The following is a 21,588-nucleotide window of genomic DNA, read 5'->3' as shown; positions in this document are numbered from 1 at the left end:
CGTGCCGTCCTCGGAGGAGCTGCACAAGCGGCGGGGCGCGGCCGTGGCGCGGGGCGTCGGCAGCGTCGTCGGCGCGTACGTGGACCGGGCCGGCGGCGGCACGATCACCGACGTCGACGGGCGGGAGTGGATCGACTTCGCCGCCGGCATCGCGGTCACCAACGTCGGCAACTCCGCGCCGCGCGTCGTGGCGGCGGTCCGCGAGCAGGTCGAGCGGTTCACCCACACCTGCTTCATGGTCGCGCCGTACGAGTCGTACGTGGCGGTGTGCGAGCAGCTCAACGCGCTCACCCCGGGCGGCTTCGAGAAGCGCTCCGCGCTGTTCAACTCGGGCGCGGAGGCGGTGGAGAACGCCGTGAAGATCGCCCGGCACGCCACCGGGCGGCCGGCGGTGGTGGTGTTCGACCACGCGTACCACGGGCGGACCAACCTGACGATGGCGCTGACGGCGAAGAACATGCCGTACAAGCACCGGTTCGGCCCGTTCGCCGGCGAGGTCTACCGGGTGCCGATGTCCTACCCGCTGCGCGACGGGGGCCTGTCCGGGGCCGAGGCGGCGGCGCGGGCCATCGAGACGGTGGAGAAGCAGGTCGGCGCGGAGAACGTGGCGGCGCTGCTGATCGAGCCGATCCAGGGCGAGGGCGGTTTCGTCGTACCCGCGCAGGGGTTCCTGCCGGCGCTGCGCGAGTGGGCGACGGCGGCCGGGGTGGTCTTCGTCGCCGACGAGATCCAGACCGGGTTCTGCCGCACCGGCGACTGGTTCGCCTGCGACCACGAGGGCGTCGTGCCGGACCTGGTGACCCTGGCCAAGGGCATCGCGGGCGGGCTGCCGCTGGCGGCCGTGACGGGCCGGGCCGAGCTGATGGACGCGGTGCACGTCGGCGGCCTCGGCGGCACGTACGGCGGCAACCCGGTCGCCTGCGCGGCGGCGCTCGCGTCGATCGAGACCATGCACGAGCTGGACCTGGCCGCCGCCGCCCGCCGGATCGGGGCGACGCTGGCCGACCGGCTGCGCGCCGTCGCCGCCCGCGACGCGCGGATCGCCGAGGTACGCGGCCGGGGCGCGATGCTCGCCGTGGAGCTGGTGCAGCCGGGCACCCTGACCCCGGATCCGGCCGCCGCGGCGGCGGTGTCGGCGGCCTGCCACGCCGCCGGCCTGCTCACCCTGACCTGCGGCACGTACGGCAACGTGCTGCGCTTCCTGCCCCCGCTGGTCATCTCCGACGCGGAGCTGGCCCGGGGCCTGGACATCCTCGACGCCGCCTTCGGCTGAGCCGGGTCCTGCGGAACGGCCGGCGACCCGTCATCGGTCGCCGGCCGCCCCGCAGGACCCGGCCTCAGGGCAGCACCTCTCTCCGCCCAGCGTCTCTCTCCGCCCAGCGTCTCTCTCAGCGCAGCGTCTCGCAGCCCAGCGTCTCTCTCAGCGCAGGACCTCGACCACGTTGCGCCGCACGACGTTCCTGCCCGGCTCCCGCACCAACTCCATCGCGGCGGCGTTGAGCAGCACACAACTGCCCGACGGGCCGGTAACCACCACCGTCACCGCACGACCGTTGTCCAGATTGGTCACCCGCAACCGCGTACCCACCGCGAACCGGTCACTCGTCGCCGCCGGCCCACCACCCTCCGCCGAGAACGTCACCGAACCCTGACACACACTCTGCCGCGCGGGTGTCGCCGTCGTCCCCGTGGGCTGGGCATCGGGCTGGGCGGGCCGCCCTCCGCCGGGCTGGGCCGGCACCCCGCCGGGCTGGGCGGGTGTGCCGCCGCCGTCGAGGCGCTCCACCACGTTGCGCCGCACGACGTTCTTGCCCGGCTCCCGCACCAACTCCATCGCGGCGGCGTTGAGCAGCACACAACTGCCCGACGGGCCGGTAACCACCACCGTCACCGCACGACCGTTGTCCAGATTGGTCACCCGCAACCGCGTACCCACCGCGAACCGGTCACTCGTCGCCGCCGGCCCACCACCCTCCGCCGAGAACGTCACCGAACCCTGACACACACTCTGCCGCGCCGGTGCCGTCTCGGCGAAGCCGAGCCCCGTCCCGACCGCCACCACCGCCGAGGCGACCACGGCCATCCCCGCCGCCAGGACATGCGTCCGCCGTATCCTCACGTGCCTCTCCCGTCGTCCGATGATCGGCCTACGCCGAGCGGTACGGCCTGGGAGCGCTGCCGGGTTCAGCCATCCGCCAGGAAGGTTTCCGATTCCGGAAACCCCCACCCCACCCCACCCCACACTGCCCCACACTGCCCCCGCCCTGCCCTGCCCCCGCCCCCGCCCCCGCGATCTTGCACTTTCGGCCCCCGTGATGCCCGAATACGCCGCTTTCGTCGGGGCCCAAGGTGCAAGATCGCCGGAGCATTGGGGCCGGCGGTCAGGGGAGGAGCGCACGGATCGTCGTGACTATGTGGGCGGGACGGCGGTAGAGGTCACGGTCGGTGAAGTGGCGCATCGTCCAGCCCTCGGAGGCGAGCCAGTTGGCGCGGTCCCGGTCATATCGGAGCCGCTCGCGGTCCAGGTGGGACAAACCGTCGTACTCGATGCCGATCCGCCGTCGGCGGTACCCCAGATCCAGCCGGTAGCGCCTGGCCCCGTCCTCGTCGAGCACCCAGACCTGCGGCTCCGGAACGGGAAGGCCGCCATCGATCAGCACCAGCCGCAGCTGGCTCTCCTGACGACACTCGGCCCGCCCGTCGGCCAGCGGCACCAGAGATCGGGCTTGGCGCACGCCCGGAAGCCCGCCGTGGGACAACATTTCCTCGACGAGGCCATCTCGGCTCACCACGCCCGCCCTCAGCACGGCGTCCAGCACCGGCAAGGCGTCGAGTCGCCGAACCGTACGCGCCAGATCCACCGCGCAGCGCGGGGCCGGCGCGCAGGGCAGCCCTCTCACCAGGACCGGCTCGACTGGCACCGCCGAGTGATGAACCACCACACCTGGCAGCCGGGGCCGGGGCACCTCAGGAGGCAACTGCACATGCACGGCACCCTCGGGAAGGACGCCGAAGCCGTGCAGGCGAGCCGCGGTGTGGCGGGACAGCATCGCCTCGGACGGCAGGCACAGCAGCAGCGCTCGTAGCGCGTCGAGATCCTCGATGGGACCGTCCGCGTAGACGCCTCGTCGCGCCCGCACGACCTGCCCCTTCGCCAGCCGGTTCCGAAGCCGCTTCCGGCTGGTCGACCTCAACACCGACGTCGTACGCCAAAGCTGGGTTCCCATGCCGGCAGGCTGCCCGACGACCCACCCCGACGCCTGACCAACCCTCGCCCCTGTGGACAACGACCGCCCCTGTGGACAACCCCCCAACCCCGCCCCACTGTGCTAGCGCCCTTCCCCTCCCCCTCCACCCCTCGGCGATCTTGCACTTGCGGCCCCAGAAGTGGGCGATTCGCGGCTTTTGACGGGGCCCAAAGTGCAAGATCGCCGACGACTTGGGGTGGGGTGGCGAGGGCAGGGGGTGGGGTGGGGGTGGGGGGGTGGGGGGCGAGGGGGGTGGGGGTTAGTCGTCGCAGCCGTAGCCGTCGTTGTCGCGGTCCAGGTCGTAGATGTCGTCGCCGATGACCTTCACCGGGCCCGTGACGTACGCGGGGCCGTTGCCGCCGCCACCGGCACAGTCGACGTCGCTGGCGATCGGCACGCAGCCGCTGTAGTTGGGGTCGCAGCGGCGTTCCTGCTTCGTGCCCACCGCGACGACCTGGGTGACCGGCTGCTTCGTGACGGCCGACCGGAGCAGCTTCCGGCCGGTGGGCACCCCGTCGGTCAGGGTGACCTGGTACGTCAGTGTGCGGACCCCGTTGACTCCCCTGGTGCGGACGACCCGCTTGCCCTCGGCCAGGGACGAGTCCTTCACCGTTCGCTCGGCGTACCGGATCGTCTGCGTCTCCTGCTCGGTGCGCGTCTCCACGGTCGGGGGCGTGGCCGTCGGCGACGACGGAGCCGCGGAGACGGTGGGCGCCGGCGCGGTAGCCGGCGCGGCCGCCTCGGACACGGCCGGCTCGGGGGCGGCGACGGGCGGGCTGGCCTTGGCGGCCACGGCGGTACGCCCCTGCCCCGGGTCGTCGGCGAGGGTCCCGACGACGGCGGCTCCCGCGCAGCAGAGCAGCACGGTCGACAACAGCACGCCGCCCAGGACGACACCGACCCGCTGGCCGGGCTGGAGGCGACGGAACCATCCCGCCCGGGCAACGGACGGCGCGACGGGGGCGGCGGGGTTTCGGTGGTACGGCGGCTGATGGGTCACGACACCGATTGTCACCAGGGAGGGGCGGCTCGGTAACCGCCGTACCGATCCTCAACGACGTCGATCGGCAAACCGGCCGATACGTACAGTCCGGGGTGGAAACCGGGCAGGCGGCAGCGTGCCCCATCCGGGCGGGCACATTCGTACGGGTCGGCGCGGCGCCTCCGCACGGGGTCGGCGCGGCCCGCCTTCCGGCCGTGCGGGTCCCGTTAAAAGGGGGCCCTTCCTATACCGAAAGCGTTAACAAGGTGCCCTTCCTTTACCGCCGGTCCTCCAGGCCCCAGGGGGAGCCGTAGGCCGTCAGCAGGTCTAGGAACGGGCGCGGGGGCAGCGCCTCGGGGCCGATCACGCCGGTGCCGGCCCACTCGCCCGTGGCGAGGAGTTCCAGGGCGACGACCGGGTTGACGGCGGTCTGCCAGACGACGGCCTGGTGGCCGTACTCGGCCATGGACCATTCGTTGTCGACGACGTGGTAGAGGTAGACCTCGCGGGGCCGGCCGTCCCTGCCCACGCCCGTGACCCAGGTGCCGGCGCAGGTCTTGCCGCGCATCCGGTCGCCGAGAGTGGCCGGGTCGGGCAGGGCGGCGGCGACCACGTCGCGCGGGGACATCGGCACGCCGCGCACGGTGACCGGCTCGGTGGAGTCGAGGCCGAGCTTGTGCAGGGTACGCAGGACCTCGATGAACTCCTCGCCGAGGCCGTACTTGAAGGTGACCCGCCGGGCGTCGACCCAGCGCGGGATGAGCAGCACCTCCTCGTGCTCGACGTTGACGCACTCGACGGGGCCGATGCCCGCGGGGAAGTGGAACACCTCGGGCTCGCTGAACGGTTCGGTGGTGAACCAGCCCCGGTCGCGTTCCCAGATCACCGGCGGGTTGAGGCACTCCTCGATGGTGGTCCAGATGGAGAACGACGGGGCGAAGTCGTAGCCCTCGACGGTCAGGTTCGCGCCGTCGCGTACCCCGATCTCGTCGATCTCGGCGAAGAGTTCGTCGGCGGCGTAGCGGGCGAAGACGTCGGACAGGCCCGGTTCGACGCCGATGCCGCACAGGGCGAGCCGGCCGGCGGACGCCCACCGGTCGGCGACGGCGAACTGCTCGTCGCCGAGCTTGACGCCGGTCTCGGCGTAGGGGCGCTTCGGGTGCGGGTGGGACAGGGACATGGCCATGTCGAGGTAGTCGGCCCCGGCCGCGTACGCGCCGTCGAAGATCGGCATGACGAAGCGCGGGTCGACGGCGTTGAGCACGTGGGTGATCCGGTGTTCGCGGCACAGCGCGGCGACGGCGTCGGCGGAGGAGGCGTCGACGGTCGCGGCGACGAACCGGTCGCCGTGGCCGGCGACGGCCCGCGCGGCGCGGGCGGCGTCGGCGTCGGCGACGACCATGGTGTCGAAGAATGTTCGGCGGGCGGCGATGGCGGCGGCGGCGGAGCCGACCCCGCCGGCGCCGACGAGCAGGATACGCATCAGGAATCGAACCCCAAACCAAGACGATCGAGCGTACGGAGCCACGGGTTGCGCCGGCCGTCGCGCGCGTCGGCGCGGGCCAGCGACCAGCGGGTGAGGTGGATGCCGGCGGCCCGGACGGGCTCCGGCGGGAACGGCAGCGGCCTGCCCCGGACGAGGGCGAGCCGGGTGAGCGGGGTGTCCGCGCCGGCCAGCAGGTCGAGCATGACCCGCGCGCCGAACCGGGTGGCCCCGACGCCGAGGCCGGTGTAGCCGGCGGCGTAGGCGAGGCGGCCGCCGTAGGCGGTGCCGAAGAACGGGCAGAACCGGGTGCAGGTGTCGATGACGCCGCCCCAGCGGTGGCTGAACCGCACGTCGGCGAGCTGCGGGAAGGTGGTGAAGAAGTGCTCGGCGAGGGCGGCGAAGGTGGCCGGGCGCTGCTCCAGCTCGGGGGCGACCCGGTTGCCGTGGTGGTAGACGGCGTCGTAGCCGCCGAACAGGATCCGCCCGTCGCGGGTGATCCGGTAGTAGTGGAACTGGTTGCCGGTGTCGGCGAGGCCCTGCCGGTTGCGCCAGCCGATCGCGTCGCGCTGGGCGGGCGTCAGCGGCTCGGTCATCAGCGCGTAGTCGTAGACGGGCACGACCCAGGCGCGCAGCCGGCGCAGCAGCGGCGGGAACGCGTTGGTGGTGAGCACGACCCGGCGGGCGCGCACGACGCCGGGGGCCTGCTCGACGCCGCCGGCCGTGCTGGCGGCCACGGCGGCGGCGTCGCCGCGCAGCCCGGTGACCCGGGTGTGCTCGTGGATCCGGACGCCCAGGTCGAGGCAGGCGCGGCGCAGGCCCCAGGCGAGCTTCGCCGGGTCGAGCATGGCGACCCGGTCGCGGTCCCACATCCCGCCGAGGTACGTCGGCGAGTCCACCTCGGCGCGCACCTCGTCGCGGCCGAGCAGCCGCACGTCGTGGCCGAAGCCGCGGGCGAGCTCCGCGTCCTCGGCGAGCCCGGCGAGCTGGTACGGCCGCACCGCCACGGCCAGCTCGCCGGTGCGCTCGAAGTCGCAGTCGATGCCGTACGCGTCGACGGTGGCGGCGATCGCGGCGAGGTTCTCCCGGCCGAGGCGTTCCAGCTCGGCGACCTCCCCGGGGAACCGGGCGACGCCGTTGGCGAGGCCGTGGGTGAGCGAGGCGGAGCAGAACCCGCCGTTGCGCCCCGACGCGGCCCAGCCGCAGGTGCCGGCGTCGACGAGCAGCACGTCGGTGTCGGTGTCGGCCTGCTTGGCGAGCAGGGCCGCCCAGAGCCCCCCGTACCCGCCGCCGATCACCAGCAGGTCGGCGGTGTGCGCGCCGGTCAGCGGGGGCAGCGGGTCGGGGCGTTCGGGCCGGTCGAGCCAGTACGGTACGGGCGCCGCGTCGGCGAGCGCCCGGCCGGTATGCGGGAGGATCATGACGGGCTCTTCGCCCGCCGGCCGGTCGCCGGTGCGACCGGGAGGGTGTGCCGGCGGGCCCGCCGCCCGCGCAGCGAGCTGAGCCCGACGAGCAGCAGCGCGACGGCGAACATGGCCGTGCCGATGACGTTGACCTGCGGCGGGATGCCCCGCTGGGCGGCACCCCAGACGTACATGGGGAACGTGACGGTGGTGCCGGCGTTGAAGTTGGTGATGATGAAGTCGTCGAAGCTGAGCGAGAACGCCAGCAGCGCGGCGGCCACGATGCCGGGAAGCACCAGCGGCAGGGTGACCAGGCGGAACGTCTGCCACGGGCTCGCGTACAGGTCGGCGGCGGCCTCCTCCAGCCGGCGGTCCATGCCGGCGAGCCGGGCCTTGACGGTGACCACCACGAACGACACGCAGAACATGACGTGCGCGATGACGACGGTCCAGAAGCCCTGCGGCACCCCGGCGGAGACGAACAGGGCCAGCAGCGAGGTGCCCATGACCAGCTCGGGGGTGGCCATCGGCAGGAAGATCAGCACGTTGATCCCGGAGCGGCCGGTGAACCGGTGCCGCACCAGGGCGAACGCCATCAGCGTGCCGAGCACGGTGGCGACGACGGTGGCGATGAAGCCGATCTGCACGCTGCGCACCACCGCGTCGCACATGTCGGAGGTGGCGCAGGGCTGCCGCCAGTTGTCGAGGGTGAACTCGTTGAAGTCGTACGACAGGCGGCTCGACGGGCGGTTGAACGACAGGGCGGCGACCACGGCGATGGGCAGCGACAGGTAGCCGAGGACGAGCAGGGCGACGCCCATCACCCAGTGGTCGGCGAGCCAGCGGGACAGTTTCACAGCACCTCCTCCGTGCCGGCGCGGCGCAGGTAGACGAAGACCACCGCGAGGATCGCCGCCATCAGCAGGAACGACAGGGCCGCGCCCTGCGGATAGTCCAGCCGGACCAGGAACGCCGAGTCGATGACGTTGCCGACCATGTACTCGTTGGGCGTGCCGAGCAGCTCGGCGTTGATGTAGTCGCCGGTGGCCGGGATGAAGAACAGCAGCGTGCCGGCGATCAGGCCGGGCATCGACAGCGGCAGGGTCACCCGGCGGAACGTCTGCACCGGGCTCGCGTACAGGTCGCCGGCCGCCTCCAGCAGCCGGTAGTCGAGCCGCTCCAGGCTCGCGTACAGCGGCAGCACCAGAAACGGCAGGAAGTTGTACGTCAGCCCGAGCACCACCGCGACGGGGGTGGCGAGCAGCCGGCCGTCGGGGCCGAGCAGGTGCACGTCGCGCAGCAGCCCGACCAGAGCGCCGTTGTCGGACAGGATCGTCTTCCACGCCAGGGTGCGCACCAGGAAGCTGGTGAACATGGGGGCGACGACGCAGACCAGCAGCAGGTTCTTCCACCGGCCGGCCTTCTGGGCGATCGCGTACGCCAGCGGGTAGCCCATCAGCAGGCCCAGCACGAGCGCGATGCCGGCGTAGAGGAACGACCGGCCGAGCTGCGGCCAGTACGCCTGCACCGCGTCGGGATAGTTGCCGAACGCCCAGGTCAGCGCGTACCCGGTGGAGAGCGAGCCGGCGGGGTCGTAGAGGCTCGCGGCGGCGAGCTGGAACAGCGGCACGGCGAAGAACAGCAGCAGCCAGGCCGCGCCGGGCAGGAGCAGCAGGTACGGCAGCAGCCGGTGCCGCCCGCCCCGGGGCGGCGGCGGGGGTGTCGCCGGTTGCCCCGTCGACGTGGGAACGTGGGCCAGCGCGGTCACGAGGACGCACCCACCGGCTCGTCGAGCAGGCCGGCGGTGGCGTCGTCGGCGCCGGGCGGGCGGGGCAGCAGGAACGCGTGCCGGGGGTCCCAGTGCGCCACCACGGACGCGCCGACGGGCACCCGGCCGCCGAGCCCGCTGTTGGCCGCGAACGCGGTCAGTTCGCTGCCCCACCCGGTGCGCACCAGATACTGGGTGCTGACCCCCACGTACGAGGCGTCGGTGACCACCCCGGTCACGTACTGGTGGCCGGCGGGGACCCGGTCGGCGGCGTCGACGAGGTGCAGCTTCTCGGGACGTACCCCCAGGTAGACCGGGCCCGACGCGACGCGGGCGCGGGCGGCGGGCACGGAGTAGCGCGCGCCGTGGGCGGTGACCGGCACGTCGGACCCGGCGGGCCCGGCGGCCTCGGCGGCGAGCAGGTTGGACTGGCCGAGGAAGTTCGCCACGAAGGCGGTGGCCGGGTATTCGTAGATGTCGGCGGGCGCGCCGAGCTGCTCGATCCTCCCGGCGTTCATCACCGCGACCGTGTCGGCCATCGTCATGGCCTCCTCCTGGTCGTGGGTGACGTGCACGAAGGTGATGCCGACCTCGGTCTGGATGCGCTTGAGCTCGATCTGCATCTGCCGGCGCAGCTTCAGGTCGAGCGCGCCGAGCGGCTCGTCGAGCAGCAGCACCTGCGGCCGGTTGATCAGCGCCCGGGCGAGCGCGACGCGCTGCTGCTGCCCGCCGGAGAGCTGGGCGGGCCGGCGGTTGCCGAAGTCGTCGAGCTGCACCAGGGCGAGCATCCGCATGACCTCGTCGTCGACCGAGCGGATGCCGCGCCGGCGCAGCCCGAACGCCACGTTGTCGAAGATGTCGAGGTGCGGGAAGAGCGCGTAGCTCTGGAACACGGTGTTGACCGGCCGCTTGTACGGGCGCAGCCGGGCGATGTCCCGGTCGCCGAGGAGCACCTGCCCGCTCGTCGGCTGCTCCAGGCCGGCGATCATGCGCAGGGTGGTGGTCTTGCCGCACCCGGACGCCCCGAGCAGGGCGAAGAACGAGCCCTGCGGGATGGTCAGGCCGAGGTCGTCGACCGCGGTGAAGATGCCGAACCTCTTGGTCAGGTTGACCAGCCGCAGGTCGCCGGCCGGCACGTCGTGTCCCGTCGTCTTCGCGCTCATCCCCGTCACGCCCCGATGACCTGCTGGAACTTGCCCTCGAACTCCTTCTCCTGCTTCTCGTCCAGGGCCATGAACACCTTGGACTTCGACAGCAGCGCCTCGTCGGGGAAGATCAGCGGGTTGGCGGCCAACTCCGGGTCGATCTTCTCCATCTCGGCCTTCGCGCCCTGCACGGGGCAGATGTAGTTGACGTACGCGGCGAGCTTCGCGGCGACGGCCGGCTCGTAGTAGTAGTTGATCAGCTCTTCGGCGTTCGCCTTGTGGGTGGCCTTGTTGGGCACCATCATGTTGTCGCTGAAGAGCATCACGCCGGAGTCGGGCGCGACAAACTTGATCTTGTCATTCTCCCCGGAGAGCTGGATGACGTCGCCGGACCAGCCGATGCACGCCGCGATGTCGCCCTTGGCGAGGTCGGGGGCGTAGTCGTTGCCGGTGAACCTGCGGATCTGCTTGGAGTCGACGGCCCGCTTGAGCTTGTTGAGCGCGTCGTCGAACTGGGCGGTGGTGAAGTTCGCCGGGTCGTGCCCGTTGGACTGCATGAGCAGGCCCATCGTGTCGCGCATCTCCGACAGCGCGGTGACCTTGCCCTTGAGGTCGGGTCGGGTCAGCAGCTCGTCGACGGTGCGGATCTCCTTGGTGACCGACCCGTTGTACGCGAGACCGGCCAGGCCGGACTGCCACGGGATGGCGATGCGGTTGTCCGGGTCGAAGGAACGGTTGAGCAGCGACGGCAGCAGGTTCGCCGCCACGTTGGGCATCTTCGCCGGGTCGAGCTTCTGGATCCAGCCGAGCCGGATCATCCGGGCCGCCATCCAGTCGGTGAGCACGATGATGTCCCGCCCGGTGCCCTGACAGGCCGCGAGCTGGTTCTGCACCTTGCCGAAGAACTCGTTGTTGTCGTTGATGTCCTCGGTGTAGGTGACCTGGATGCCGGTCTTCGCGACGAACGCGTCCAGGCTGGGGCGCTTGGATTCGTCCTTCTCGTCGACGTCCATGTACTGCGGCCAGTTCGAGAACGCCAGCTTCTTCTCCGTGCCGGAGAGGTCGTCGCTGACGCAGCCGGCCTCGGTCTGCACGGCGCCCTTGGTGCCGCAGCCGGCGAGCGCGCCCGCCGTGGCGAGCATCGCGGCCGAGCCGAGGGTGCCGGTGAGCAGACCACGCCGAGTGAGCGGCCGGAGGGGAGTTCGCATGTGACGACTCCTAGGGGGTCATCGTCGGCGGGCGGGACGGGGGAGGCCCGACGGCGGGAGGGTCTTCAGGCGATGGACGACTGATCCTGACATGAGCCGACCTGCCTCACAAGGGATTCCGTTGCGGGCATAGCAATGCACCACGAATTACGCCAGACTGCGCCAGGGCATTACGATCCCGGTGGAGAACCGGACATGGGGAGCTGACGATGGCCATCCGACAGCAGGAGAGCGGCGGCGGCGGGGGTCGACGCGTCGCCGTGCGTGAAGGTGCCAGTCACGCTCTGCTGGACGACGTCGCCAAGCAGATCATCGAGCAGCTCCAGGAGGACGGCCGCCGGCCGTACGCGACGATCGGCAAGGCCGTCGGCCTCTCCGAGGCGGCGGTGCGCCAGCGGGTGCAGCGGCTGCTCGACGCCGGGGTGATGCAGATCGTCGCGGTCACGGACCCGCTCCAGCTCGGCTTCCCCCGGCAGGCCATGATCGGCCTGCGCACCGACGGCGACCTGGAGACGGTGGCCGACCGGCTCGCCGAGTTCGAGGAGGTCGACTACGTGGTCATCACCGCCGGGTCGTTCGACCTGCTCGCCGAGGTGGTGTGCCGCAACGACGCGCACCTGCTGGAGATCCTGCAACGACTGCGCGCCGTCGACGGGGTGCTCGCCACCGAGGCGTTCGTCTATCTCAAGCTGCGCAAGCAGACCTACAGCTGGGGCACCGCCTGAGCCTGCCCTCCCGGCTGCCCCCGGTGGCCGTCAGCCAGCGCGGCGGGCGAGGCCGACGAAGGCCCGCCAGGCGGCCGGCGCGAAGCTGAGGGTGCCGCCGTCGCGGTCCTTGCTGTCGCGCACCAGCACCCGGCCGGGCAGGTTGTCGGCCACCTCGACGCAGTCGCCGCCGTTGTTGCTGCTGCGGGTCGCGGTGCGCCACCGGGCACCGGCCAGCGCGCCCATGGGTGCGTCCGTCGGCACGTCGGTCAGCTCCACGTCGTCGCCACCTCCCTGATCAGCTCGATCGACTGGCGGCGGGGCAGCGCCTCGCCGGTGACGCTCTCCCACCTGCGCCCCAGGCTAGCAACGTCGACCGGGTCGCTGACGACCTGACCGCGTAGCTGGTTGTCGATATAAGCCAATTCCGTCCCGTCGGGCAAACCGGCGAGGACGAACGGCCCGGCCAGCCCGGTGTGCCACGGGCTCTCGGCCGGGATCACCCGCACCTGCACGTGCTCCCGCCCGGCCAGCGCCGCGAGGTGGGCGGCCTGCCCGGCCATCACCGCCCGGTCACCGACCACCCGACGCAGCACCACCTCGTCGATCACCGCGACGAGTCGCGGCGGGGCCTCGGCGTCGAGGATCGCCTGCCGGTCGAGCCGGCCGGCGACGATCCGCTCCACCTCGGCCGGCGGCAACAGCCCGCCGGTGCTGAGGACCGCCCGCGCGTACGCCTCGGTCTGGAGCAGCCCCGGCACCAGCAGCGGCTGGTAGGAACGGATCGAGATGGCGACCTGCTCCAGCTCGGCCCACTTGCGGAACCAGGGCAGGTCCCGGCGGCGGAACGGCTCCGGCCACAGCTCGGCGGCCTCCCGGCCGAGCACCTTGGCCACCGCCAACCGGGTGCGCGCGTGCGGGATGCGCCCCTGCGACACCCACCGGCCGGCCGTCTTCGGATCGACCCGGACCTTGCCCGCCAGCGACTCGGCGGTCTCCCCCACGGCGGCCATCGCCACCCGCAGCGTCTCGTTGCCCATCGAACCTCCTGTCGCGGTCACGTGTAGTGGGCACCATAGCGACGCAGGGTGCTGGCGGTGGGCCCGAAACGGCAGGTGGCGGCGGGACCTGTTCCGCACGTCTCGCGCGCATTCGAGATGGGTGCCGAACGCCCGCCGGATGCCCCGCCCGCCTGGCCACCCACCCGCCTGCCGGCCTGGCCGCCCGGCCTCAGGGGCACCCGTCCGACGGAGCGAAGTCCCTCACGCCACTAGGGAGCTGATGTCGTAGATGACTCACCCCAGCTCCCCCAGTCCGGGAACGTGCCCGCCGCGCGGGCGGGGGCATGGGTGGGGCGTGAGCGCGGGCGTGGACGGGACAGGGCGGGGTGGGGCGTGAGCGCGGGAGACAGGGACAGGGACAGGCGGATCTTGGAAGATCTCGGCCCCTGATCTTGGAAGATCTCGGCCCCTGGATGTCCGCGGCCAGTGAATGATCCCCGTAGGCGGCCATTTACCGTCCCGCTGATGGCCGGGGTTCTCCCCGTGGATGGCCAGATATCTCCCCGCTGATTGACACCGGATGCTGGTCGGCGAGGGTCGGCGGCGTGAAGAGCGGCAGGGAGATCGTGGAAATCTTGGAGGCCTACGACCTCACGGGTAGTTACCGTGCGGCGGCCGAGCTGGCGGGGTGTGATCACCACACCGTGGCCCGGTATGTGAAGTTGCGGGCGGAGGGCCGCAGCCCCGAGGAACGTGTTCACCGGTCCCGGCCGATCGACGACTTCATGGACAAGATCGAGGAGTTGGTGGCCCGTTCGGGTGGCCGGATCCGCGCCGATGTGGTGCACCGGCGGATCACCGCGATGGGTTTCGCCGGCGGGGAACGCACTACCCGCCGGGCCGTGGCTGGGGTGAAGAAGTCCTGGCAGGCCGGGCAGCGGCGGGTGTTCCGGCCGTGGATTCCCGAGCCGGGGCTGTGGATGCAGTTCGACTGGGGTGAGGGGCCGCGGATCGGCGGTCGGCGCACGTCGTTGTGGTGCGCGTGGCTGCCCTGGTCGAGGTTCCGGGTCGTGATCCCGGTGCTGGACAAGACGTTGCCGACGATCGTGGCATGCCTGGACGCCACATTGCGCCGTCTGGGTGGGGTGCTGGCCTATGTTCTCACCGACAACGAGAAGACGATCACGGTCGAGCACGTCGCGGACATCGCGGTGCGCAATCCGGAGATCGTGCAGGTCGCCCGGCATTACGGGATGACGATCCGCACCTGCGTGCCGGCGGACCCGCAGTCCAAGGGCGGCGCCGAGAACACCGTGAAGATCGCCAAGGCCGACCTGGTCCCGACCAGTGCGAACCTGCTGGACCAGTACCGCAAGTTCTCCGAACTGGAGGCGGCCTGCCGTGACTTCACCACCGGGGTCAACGACCGGATCCACCGCGACACCCGCCGCCGGCCGGCCGAAGCGCTGCGCGAAGAACAACAGCGGCTGCATCCGCTGCCAGCCCAGGCGTTCACGGTCGCGTTCGGCACCACCCGCCGGGTGAACTGGGACTGCACGATCTCGGTCGAGGGCGTGCGCTACTCGGTCCCGCACCACCTGGTCGACACCCGGGTCTGGGCCCGGTTCCACGGCGACGAGCTGATCGTCACCGCCGTCGGCGACACCGGCCCGGCCGAGGTCGCCCGCCATCAGCGGGCCCAGCCCGGACAGCCGTCGATCCACGATGACCACTATCCGCTGAGAGCCCGCCAGGCCGACACCGACCAGCGGGTGCCCCGGGCCCGCACCGCCGACGAGGCCGCGTTCCTGGCCCTCGGCTCCGGCGCCGCCGCCTGGCTGGTCGAAGCCGCCGCCACCGGTGTCCGCGGGGTCCGCCGCAAGATGACCGAGGCCGTCGCCCTGGCCAAGCTGCACGACCCGGCCGACGTCGACCGGGCCCTGGGCACCGCCGCCATGGCCGGCCGGTTCGCCGACAACGACCTGCTCCGGCTGCTGGCCCACCAGCGCGGCGACGACGCCACCGCGACCCGGGCCAGCGAGACCCACAGCCTGCAACCAGGCACTTCTGCCTGGTCCACGTTCGGCACCACGATCGGAGAACAACAGCAGTGACCATCACCCCGCTGCGGGTCACCGGCCCGGCCGGTGACCCCCTCGCCGAAGCGATCGAGCTCACCAAACGGCTGAAACTGCCGCACCTGCGCCGGGCCATGGCCGACCTCGTCCCGACCGCGAAAGCCCAACGCTGGGACCCCGCCGAAGTGGTCCGGGTCCTACTCGCCGAGGAAGCCGCCGGCCGCGACCAGGCCAACCTACGGACCCGCCGCAAACGCGCCGCGTTCCCGTCCGGCAAGACCTTCGGCGACTGGGACGAGACGGCCTCGTCGATCCCGCGGCCGACCCAGGACGCGCTACGCAGCCTGGAATGGGTCCAACGCAAGGAGAACCTGTCGATCTGCGGGCCGTCGGGCACCGGCAAGAGCCACTTCTGCGAGGCCCTCGGCCAGGCCGCCGTCGAGGCCGGCATGACCGTCGCCTGGTTCACCATCGAAGACCTCGGCGTCATGGTCCGCCGGCACCGGCCCGACGACTCAGTCACCCGGGCCATGACCCGGCTGATCCGCACCGATCTGATCATCATCGACGACATCGGGCTGCTACCGGTCTCACCCGACGCCGCCGAAGGCTTCTACCGCCTCGTCGACGCCGCCTACGAACGCCGCAGCCTCGCCGTCAGCTCCAACCTGCACCCTTCCGGCTTCGACGAGATCATGCCCAAGACCCTGGCCACCGCCACCGTCGACCGGCTCCTGCACCACGCCCACGTCGTCGTGACCCAGGGTGACAGCTACCGATTCAACCAAGCCACCGCCGGACAAGGCGTCAAAGCCCTGCACTGAACACAGCACCACCCGCAGCGGGGAACTTAACTGGCCGCCAGCGGGGAGAAACCATGGCCGCCAGCGGGGACAACTACTGGCCGCCTACGGGGCGAACTGACTGGCCATTGACACCTGGAGGGGCCATCCCGCTCCAGGATCTGCGTTCGGGGCGGCCGGGTCGCGGCGGGCGAGGTGCTTGAGAGATGACGTGGGGGCGACCGGGGCGGCGTGGGAGTCGTGGGGCAGCCGAGGCGGCGTGGGAGTGGCGTGAGGGCAACCGGGGCGACGTTGACAGGCGTTAGAGGCGGCCGAGGGCGGGGATGTGGCAGAGGTGGCGGGGGTGGCGGGGGTGGCGGGGGTGGCGGGGGTGGCGGTCGAGGGTTGATGGCGTGGGGACGTGGCGGGAGTAGCCGGAGTGGCGGGGATGCGGGGACCCTGCGGGAGGGGTGGTCTGGGGCGGGCGATGTCGTTGGTGACTCAGCTCCCTAGGGCCAGCCGCGTGCCCGCACCCGGCCATTCCGCGCAACGGCACCGCCCGCGGGAGCCGCAGGGAGCCGGGAGACGCGAGAGATCAATCACGATGCGGATTCCGTTGCCGACAGCGTCACAGCACGCCGAATCCGTCGCCCAGGGAGCCAAGTGCCACCGATACCACTTGCCTTTCGGCGTGCGGCTGTGGGATAACCGTGGGCAGAGCGGCCGGTGTCACCCCTGACCGGCCCGAGACCCGATGGGGCTGACATGGCCAACGCCACCGACCACCTCTGGATGCACTTCACGCGGATGGCCAGCTACTCCGCAGGCGAGGTGCCGACGATCGTGCGCGGCGAGGGCGCGTACGTGTGGGACTCGCAGGGCCGCCGTTACCTGGACGGGCTGGCCGGCCTCTTCGTCGTCAACGCCGGCCACGGGCGCACCGAGCTGGCCGAGGCCGCCGCGAAGCAGGCCGGCGAGCTGGCCTACTTCCCGCTGTGGTCGTACGCGCACCCGAAGGCCGTGGAGCTGGCCGAGAAGATCGCCTCGCTGACCCCCGCCGACCTGAACCGGGTCTTCTTCACCACCGGCGGCTCCGAGGCCGTCGAGTCGGCGTGGAAGCTGGCCCGGGCCTACTTCAAGCGGACCGGCAAGCCCAACAAGCACAAGGTCGTGAGCCGATACCTCGCGTACCACGGCACGTCGATGGGCGCGCTGTCGATCACGGGGCTCCCGGGCATCAAGACCGACTTCGAGCCGCTGGTGCCGGGCGCGGTGAAGGTGCCGAACACGAACTTCTACCGGGCCCCGGAGCACGGCGACTCGCCCGAGGCGTTCGGCCGGTGGGCGGCCGAGGAGATCCGGCGGGCCATCGAGCGGGAGGGGCCGGACACGGTCGCGGCGGTCTTCCTGGAGCCGGTGCAGAACTCCGGCGGCTGCTTCCCGCCGCCGCCCGGCTACTTCGAGCGGGTCCGCGAGATCTGCGACGCGTACGACGTGCTGCTCGTCTCCGACGAGGTGATCTGCTCGTGGGGGCGGCTCGGCGAATACTTCGGCGCGGTCCGCTACGGCTACCGGCCGGACATCATCACCACCGCGAAGGGCATCACCTCGGGGTACGCCCCGCTCGGCGCGATGATCGCCAGCGACCGGCTGATGGAGCCGTTCCTCACCGAGACCGGCATGTTCGCCCACGGGGTGACCTTCGGCGGCCACCCGGTCTCCTGCGCGGTGGCCCTGGCCAACCTGGAGGTGTTCGCCCGGGAGGACCTGATCGGGCACGTCCGGGCCAACGAGGACGCCTTCCGCGCCACCCTGGAGAAGCTGCACGACCTGCCGATCGTCGGCGACATCCGGGGCGACGGCTACTTCTACGGCATCGAGCTGGTGAAGGACAAGGCGACCCGGGCGACGTTCAACGAGGCGGAGTCGGAGCGGCTGCTGCGCGGGTTCCTCTCCACCGCGCTGTTCTCCGCCGGGCTCTACTGCCGGGCCGACGACCGGGGCGACCCCGTCGTTCAGCTCGCCCCGCCGCTGATCGCCGAGCAGCAGCAGTTCGACGAGATGGAGCAGATCCTGCGCGCGGTGCTCACCGAGGCGTGGACCCGGCTGTAGCGCAGCCGCCGCGAACAGGTCCGGCTCATGCGCTACCAGGAGCTGTCGTACTGGCTGTCCACCGTGGACGAACCGTTGACGCCCCGTCCGCCGCTGGGCGGGGACGCCGACGCGGACGTCGTGATCGTCGGGGCCGGGTACACCGGGCTGTGGACGGCGTACTACCTCGCGCTCGCCGACCCGGCGCTGCGGATCACGGTGCTGGAGGCCGAGATCGCCGGGTACGGCGCGTCGGGGCGCAACGGTGGCTGGTGTTCGGCGCTGTTCCCGACCTCGCTGCCGGCGCTGGCCCGTCGGCACGGCCGCGACGCGGCGCTGCGGATGCAGCGGGCCATGCAGGCCACCGTCCGCGAGGTGGGCCGGGTGGCCGCCGCCGAGGGCATCGACTGCGACTGGCACCTCGGCGGGACGGTGACGCTGGCCCGCAGCGCGGCCCAGCTCGGCCGGGCCCGCGCGGAGGTGGCGCAGGCCCACGCGCACGGCCTGACCGCCGACGACCTGGTGCTGCTCGACGCGGCCGAGGCCGCCGCCCGCTGCGCCGCCGACGGGGTACGCGGCGGGACGTACACCCCGCACTGCGCCGTGGTGCACCCGGCCCGGCTGGCGCGCGGGCTGGCCCGGGCGGTCGAGCGTCGGGGGGTGACCGTCCACGAGCGGACGCCGGTGACCGCGATCCGGGCCGGGGCGGCCGTGACCCCGGCCGGGACGGTCCGCGCGCCGGTGGTGGTGCGGGCGACCGAGGGGTACACGCCGGGGCTGCCCGGGCAGCGGCGGACCGTCGCGCCGGTCTACTCGCTGATGGTGGCGACCCCGCCACTGTCCGAGGAGACGTGGGCGCGGATCGGGCTCGCCGGGCGGGAGACGTTCTCCGACCACCGCCACGTGATCATCTACGGGCAGCGCACGGCCGACGGGCGGCTGGCGTTCGGCGGGCGGGGCGCGCCCTACCACTTCGGGTCCCGGGTGCGGCCCGAGTTCGACCGGGAGCCCCGGGTCTTCGCCGCGCTGCGCCGGACGCTGGGCGAGCTGTTTCCGGCGCTCGGGCCGCAGGTGCCGGTGACGCACACCTGGGGCGGCCCGCTGGGCGTGGCCCGCGACTGGTCGGCGTCGGTGGGGCTGGACCGGGCGAGCGGGCTGGCCTGGGCCGGCGGGTACGTCGGCGACGGGGTGGCGACGACGAACCTCGCCGGGCGTACCCTCGCCGATCTGATCCTCGGCGCGGGCAGCGACCTGACCGACCTGCCGTGGGTGGGGCACCGCTCGCCGCGCTGGGAGCCGGAGCCGCTGCGCTGGCTGGCCGTGAACGCGGGCCTGCGGGTGATGCTCTCGGCCGACCGGGCGGAGCTGCGCACGGGCCGGCCGGCCCGGCGGGCCGCCGTGTTCCAGCGCTTCCTGGGCCACTGAGCAGGCCGGGCCCCACGCTGACGGCGTGCGCGGTGCGACCGGCGGTCAGTGGTTCGGCGGGATCACCCGCAGGTGGCCGCGGCGGCCCGTCTGCGGGTTGTGGTGGTGTTGCGGCGCGCCGCCCTGGTCGTCGCTCGGCGGGCGGGGCGGCGCGGGCCGGGCGGCCTCGCGGACGGCCTCGGCGAGGGCGACCAGGTCGTCGGCGCTGGGCGGCGGGGGCTCGAACTCGCCCTCGTGGCGGACCACGTTCCAGCCCCGGGGGGCCGTCAGGCTGCGCGCGTGGGGCTCGCAGAGGTCGTACGTGTGCGGCTCGGCGAAGGCCGCGAGGGGCCCGACCACGGCCGTCGACTCGTTGTAGACATAGGTCAATGTGGCGACCGCTTGCCGGGGGCAGCCGTTTCTTGAGCAGCGCCGTGGTGACCTCACGGCGGGAGGGTATCTCCATTACCGGGTCCGGCGCACCGGTTCGCGTTGCGACACGCCCGTCATCGAGATCACAATTCGCAACATCCGACGCGTCGGGCGGTGACGGGCGGGTCGGCGCGCCGCGACAGCCGCACAGCCGTGGGCGGGGCGACTCGGCGGGCTACCCTGTGCGTCATGACCAGTCCGGAACACCGCCGCCCCGGCCCCGGCCGGCGCGCCCACCGGGACCGGCACGGGCGCGGCCTGCGTGGGCGGCTGGTGCCGGCGACCGTGCCGTTGGCCCGGACCAAGGCCGAGGTCTTCGACGACCTGGTGCTCGACACGGTCGAGACCCTGGAGCGGCGGTTCGCCAAGGAGCTGGCCGGCGTGGAGTTCGCGGTGGAGGACGTGCCGCCCGACCTGAACGTCTACGACTCCGACGTGCTGGAGGACGGCGAGGTGCCGCTGGCCCGGCTGTTGCCGGGGCGTCCCGGCCGGCAGGAGGTCCCGCCCCGGATCGTGCTCTACCGCCGGCCGCTGGAGTTCCGGGCCATGGACCGCGAGGACCTGGCCGACCTGGTGCACGACGTGATCATCGAGCAGGTCGCGAACCTGCTGGGCGTCGACCCGGACGAGCTGGCCTAGCCCGGCCCGGCTTTCCGGGCGCACCCGCCCCGCCCCGGCCGGCAGCGCGGCTGCGCCCCGGCGCGCGCCCCCCGACACGCGCTCCGGACGCCCGGGCCGGGCGGCCCCCACCGCCCCGGCCCGGCGACGCTCAGGCGGCCCGCCGCTTGAGCTTGCGCCGCTCCCGTTCCGAGAGCCCACCCCAGATCCCGAACCGCTCGTCGTGGCCGAGAGCGTATTCCAGGCATTCGGTCTTGACCTCGCACCGCGAGCAGATCCGCTTCGCCTCGCGGGTCGAGCCGCCCTTCTCGGGGAAGAACGCCTCCGGGTCGGTCTGGGAGCAGAGTGCCTGCTCCTGCCACTCCGGCGCGTTCCCGAGCAGGTCGGCCACCTCAAGCTGGCCGTCCATCTAAAGATGCCTCCTTGTCGCGCACCGGCGTCGTCGCCGCTGCAACCCCCCACGCGAAAGGCGTGCGTGTCCGTCCGGTCCCCATTTGTTGCGTTCCGTGCGAACAACCCCATTCAAATTACACGCGTGTAATGCGTGCGCCGTCAAGCCGAACTTGATAATGGAGTCGCCCTCCCGACACGCCGTGGACGGCCCTTGCGGCCGTCCGGCCTCGCAACCTGCCCTATCGATTCAGACCCCGGACGAGTAACGCCCTCCCCGGCGAGTTGCCCGAGTTTTCTTGCCGCGGCGGCCCGCCGGGCGGCTCCGGCGAAGCCGTCGGCGCGGCCTCGGGGGCGGGGCTACGACGCGATGCTGATCTTGGTGGGGCACAGGTTAACGCGACTTGGCCGAGACTGGCCATCGCGCCCGCAACGCCGACAGCGCCCCGTCCACATGATGGACGGGGCGCAGCGGCCGGAGCTGAGCGGTGGGTCAGATCGCCACCGAAGGTACGCTGGTGGGCCAGGTGAACTCCGCGACCGTCCCCCCGGTCACGGTGACCGTCCCGGCGGGTGTGTCCTCATCCCACCAGACGGTATAGAGCCCCGCGGCAAGATCGGGGTAGACGGCACTGTGGAAGGTGCCGTCCTGCACGATGCGCTCACGCACCGCGACGTGGGTGCGCGGCGCGTCCGCGTCGTCGACCCGACTGATCTCGATCTCCCGGCCGTGCAGCTGCCGGCCGGTGTAGATGATCAGGGCACCCGTGTCGCCACCCAGATCGAGGACGACGGTGCCGGTCTCCGTCGGCCCGTACGCGTGGTGATGATGGTGGGCGTGCATCGGTCCG

General features: G+C 72.3%; 21 protein-coding genes. 7 read left to right on the top strand and 14 right to left on the bottom strand.

Annotated features, from left to right (window positions below):
• Position 1: 1 nt before the first annotated feature.
• Complete coding sequence (gene gabT, locus O7633_RS25675) at positions 2–1,273, top strand: 4-aminobutyrate--2-oxoglutarate transaminase (protein ID WP_282324209.1); 1,272 nt, start codon at positions 2–4, stop codon at positions 1,271–1,273.
• A 147-nt stretch (positions 1,274–1,420) separates the two neighbouring features.
• On the opposite strand, the gene O7633_RS25670 is transcribed toward gabT, so the two are convergent.
• The 9 genes from O7633_RS25670 to O7633_RS25630 all read right to left on the bottom strand — a co-directional run bounded on the left by O7633_RS25670 (position 1,421) and on the right by O7633_RS25630 (position 11,237).
• Positions 1,421–2,119 carry a hypothetical protein gene (locus O7633_RS25670; RefSeq protein ID WP_282324208.1) on the bottom strand — a complete coding sequence of 233 codons (699 nt, stop codon included), beginning with the start codon at positions 2,117–2,119 and terminating at the stop codon, positions 1,421–1,423.
• Between the two features lie 262 nt (positions 2,120–2,381).
• Positions 2,382–3,227 carry a DUF559 domain-containing protein gene (locus tag O7633_RS25665; protein WP_282324207.1) on the bottom strand — a complete coding sequence of 282 codons (846 nt, stop codon included), beginning with the start codon at positions 3,225–3,227 and terminating at the stop codon, positions 2,382–2,384.
• Positions 3,228–3,507: 280 nt separating this feature from the next.
• Positions 3,508–4,248: a G5 domain-containing protein gene (locus O7633_RS25660; protein ID WP_282324206.1), complete on the bottom strand. Its 741-nt coding sequence runs from the start codon at positions 4,246–4,248 to the stop codon at positions 3,508–3,510.
• A gap of 259 nt (positions 4,249–4,507) precedes the next feature.
• Entirely contained in the window at positions 4,508–5,713 is a 1,206-nt protein-coding gene (locus tag O7633_RS25655; RefSeq protein ID WP_282324205.1) for a saccharopine dehydrogenase C-terminal domain-containing protein, read from the bottom strand.
• Entirely contained in the window at positions 5,713–7,134 is a 1,422-nt protein-coding gene (locus O7633_RS25650) for an FAD-dependent oxidoreductase (RefSeq protein ID WP_282324204.1), read from the bottom strand. The genes O7633_RS25655 and O7633_RS25650 overlap by 1 nt, the downstream gene beginning before the upstream one ends.
• Positions 7,131–7,973 (bottom strand): ABC transporter permease, encoded by an 843-nt coding sequence (locus tag O7633_RS25645; RefSeq protein ID WP_282324203.1) that lies wholly within the window; start codon positions 7,971–7,973, stop codon positions 7,131–7,133. Before O7633_RS25645 ends, O7633_RS25650 begins: the two co-directional genes overlap by 4 nt.
• The gene (locus O7633_RS25640; RefSeq protein WP_074476602.1) at positions 7,970–8,884 is read right to left on the bottom strand and encodes an ABC transporter permease; all 915 of its coding nucleotides are present in this window, start codon (positions 8,882–8,884) and stop codon (positions 7,970–7,972) included. The genes O7633_RS25645 and O7633_RS25640 overlap by 4 nt, the downstream gene beginning before the upstream one ends.
• Positions 8,881–10,047, bottom strand: coding sequence for an ABC transporter ATP-binding protein (locus tag O7633_RS25635; RefSeq protein WP_282324202.1), 1,167 nt, complete (start codon positions 10,045–10,047; stop codon positions 8,881–8,883). The genes O7633_RS25640 and O7633_RS25635 overlap by 4 nt, the downstream gene beginning before the upstream one ends.
• A gap of 5 nt (positions 10,048–10,052) precedes the next feature.
• Positions 10,053–11,237: a spermidine/putrescine ABC transporter substrate-binding protein gene (locus tag O7633_RS25630; RefSeq protein ID WP_282324201.1), complete on the bottom strand. Its 1,185-nt coding sequence runs from the start codon at positions 11,235–11,237 to the stop codon at positions 10,053–10,055.
• A 209-nt stretch (positions 11,238–11,446) separates the two neighbouring features.
• Here O7633_RS25630 and O7633_RS25625 point away from each other — a divergent pair, with 209 nt between their 5' ends.
• Positions 11,447–11,962: an Lrp/AsnC family transcriptional regulator gene (locus O7633_RS25625; protein WP_074476604.1), complete on the top strand. Its 516-nt coding sequence runs from the start codon at positions 11,447–11,449 to the stop codon at positions 11,960–11,962.
• Between the two features lie 30 nt (positions 11,963–11,992).
• On the opposite strand, the gene O7633_RS25620 is transcribed toward O7633_RS25625, so the two are convergent.
• Both O7633_RS25620 and O7633_RS25615 read right to left on the bottom strand, forming a co-directional pair.
• Entirely contained in the window at positions 11,993–12,187 is a 195-nt protein-coding gene (locus O7633_RS25620; RefSeq protein WP_282328647.1) for a DUF397 domain-containing protein, read from the bottom strand.
• Positions 12,188–12,210: 23 nt separating this feature from the next.
• Positions 12,211–12,981, bottom strand: a complete 771-nt coding sequence (locus O7633_RS25615; RefSeq protein WP_282324200.1) for a DUF5753 domain-containing protein — start codon at positions 12,979–12,981, stop codon at positions 12,211–12,213.
• A gap of 566 nt (positions 12,982–13,547) precedes the next feature.
• Between O7633_RS25615 and istA the strand changes: the two genes are divergently transcribed.
• From istA to O7633_RS25595, 4 genes are all read left to right on the top strand, one after another.
• Positions 13,548–15,056, top strand: coding sequence for an IS21 family transposase (gene istA, locus O7633_RS25610; protein ID WP_282324199.1), 1,509 nt, complete (start codon positions 13,548–13,550; stop codon positions 15,054–15,056).
• Positions 15,053–15,844, top strand: coding sequence for an IS21-like element helper ATPase IstB (gene istB / locus O7633_RS25605; protein WP_282324198.1), 792 nt, complete (start codon positions 15,053–15,055; stop codon positions 15,842–15,844). Before istA ends, istB begins: the two co-directional genes overlap by 4 nt.
• Before the next feature lie 723 nt (positions 15,845–16,567).
• Positions 16,568–17,914 (top strand): aspartate aminotransferase family protein, encoded by a 1,347-nt coding sequence (locus O7633_RS25600; RefSeq protein WP_282324197.1) that lies wholly within the window; start codon positions 16,568–16,570, stop codon positions 17,912–17,914.
• Positions 17,915–17,941: 27 nt separating this feature from the next.
• Entirely contained in the window at positions 17,942–19,318 is a 1,377-nt protein-coding gene (locus O7633_RS25595) for an FAD-binding oxidoreductase (protein WP_282324196.1), read from the top strand.
• Positions 19,319–19,363: 45 nt separating this feature from the next.
• Here O7633_RS25595 and O7633_RS25590 read toward each other — a convergent pair whose 3' ends face one another.
• On the bottom strand, positions 19,364–19,744 hold the full coding sequence (locus tag O7633_RS25590) for a DUF3499 domain-containing protein (protein ID WP_043961989.1): 381 nt from the start codon (positions 19,742–19,744) through the stop codon (positions 19,364–19,366).
• A gap of 174 nt (positions 19,745–19,918) precedes the next feature.
• Here O7633_RS25590 and O7633_RS25585 point away from each other — a divergent pair, with 174 nt between their 5' ends.
• Positions 19,919–20,368 (top strand): metallopeptidase family protein, encoded by a 450-nt coding sequence (locus O7633_RS25585; RefSeq protein WP_007455785.1) that lies wholly within the window; start codon positions 19,919–19,921, stop codon positions 20,366–20,368.
• 130 nt (positions 20,369–20,498) lie between these two features.
• Here O7633_RS25585 and O7633_RS25580 read toward each other — a convergent pair whose 3' ends face one another.
• Complete coding sequence (locus O7633_RS25580) at positions 20,499–20,756, bottom strand: WhiB family transcriptional regulator (RefSeq protein ID WP_007074725.1); 258 nt, start codon at positions 20,754–20,756, stop codon at positions 20,499–20,501.
• Positions 20,757–21,230: 474 nt separating this feature from the next.
• Positions 21,231–21,581 (bottom strand): phospholipase, encoded by a 351-nt coding sequence (locus O7633_RS25575; RefSeq protein WP_282324193.1) that lies wholly within the window; start codon positions 21,579–21,581, stop codon positions 21,231–21,233.
• Positions 21,582–21,588 lie beyond the last annotated feature (7 nt).

Origin of the sequence: Micromonospora sp. WMMD712, from assembly GCF_029581295.1 — a bacterium.
GTDB classification, from domain to species: Bacteria; Actinomycetota; Actinomycetes; order Mycobacteriales; family Micromonosporaceae; genus Micromonospora; species Micromonospora carbonacea.
The sequence above is the reverse complement of the archived record's forward strand: the minus strand, read 5'-3'. Positions and strand labels throughout refer to the sequence as shown.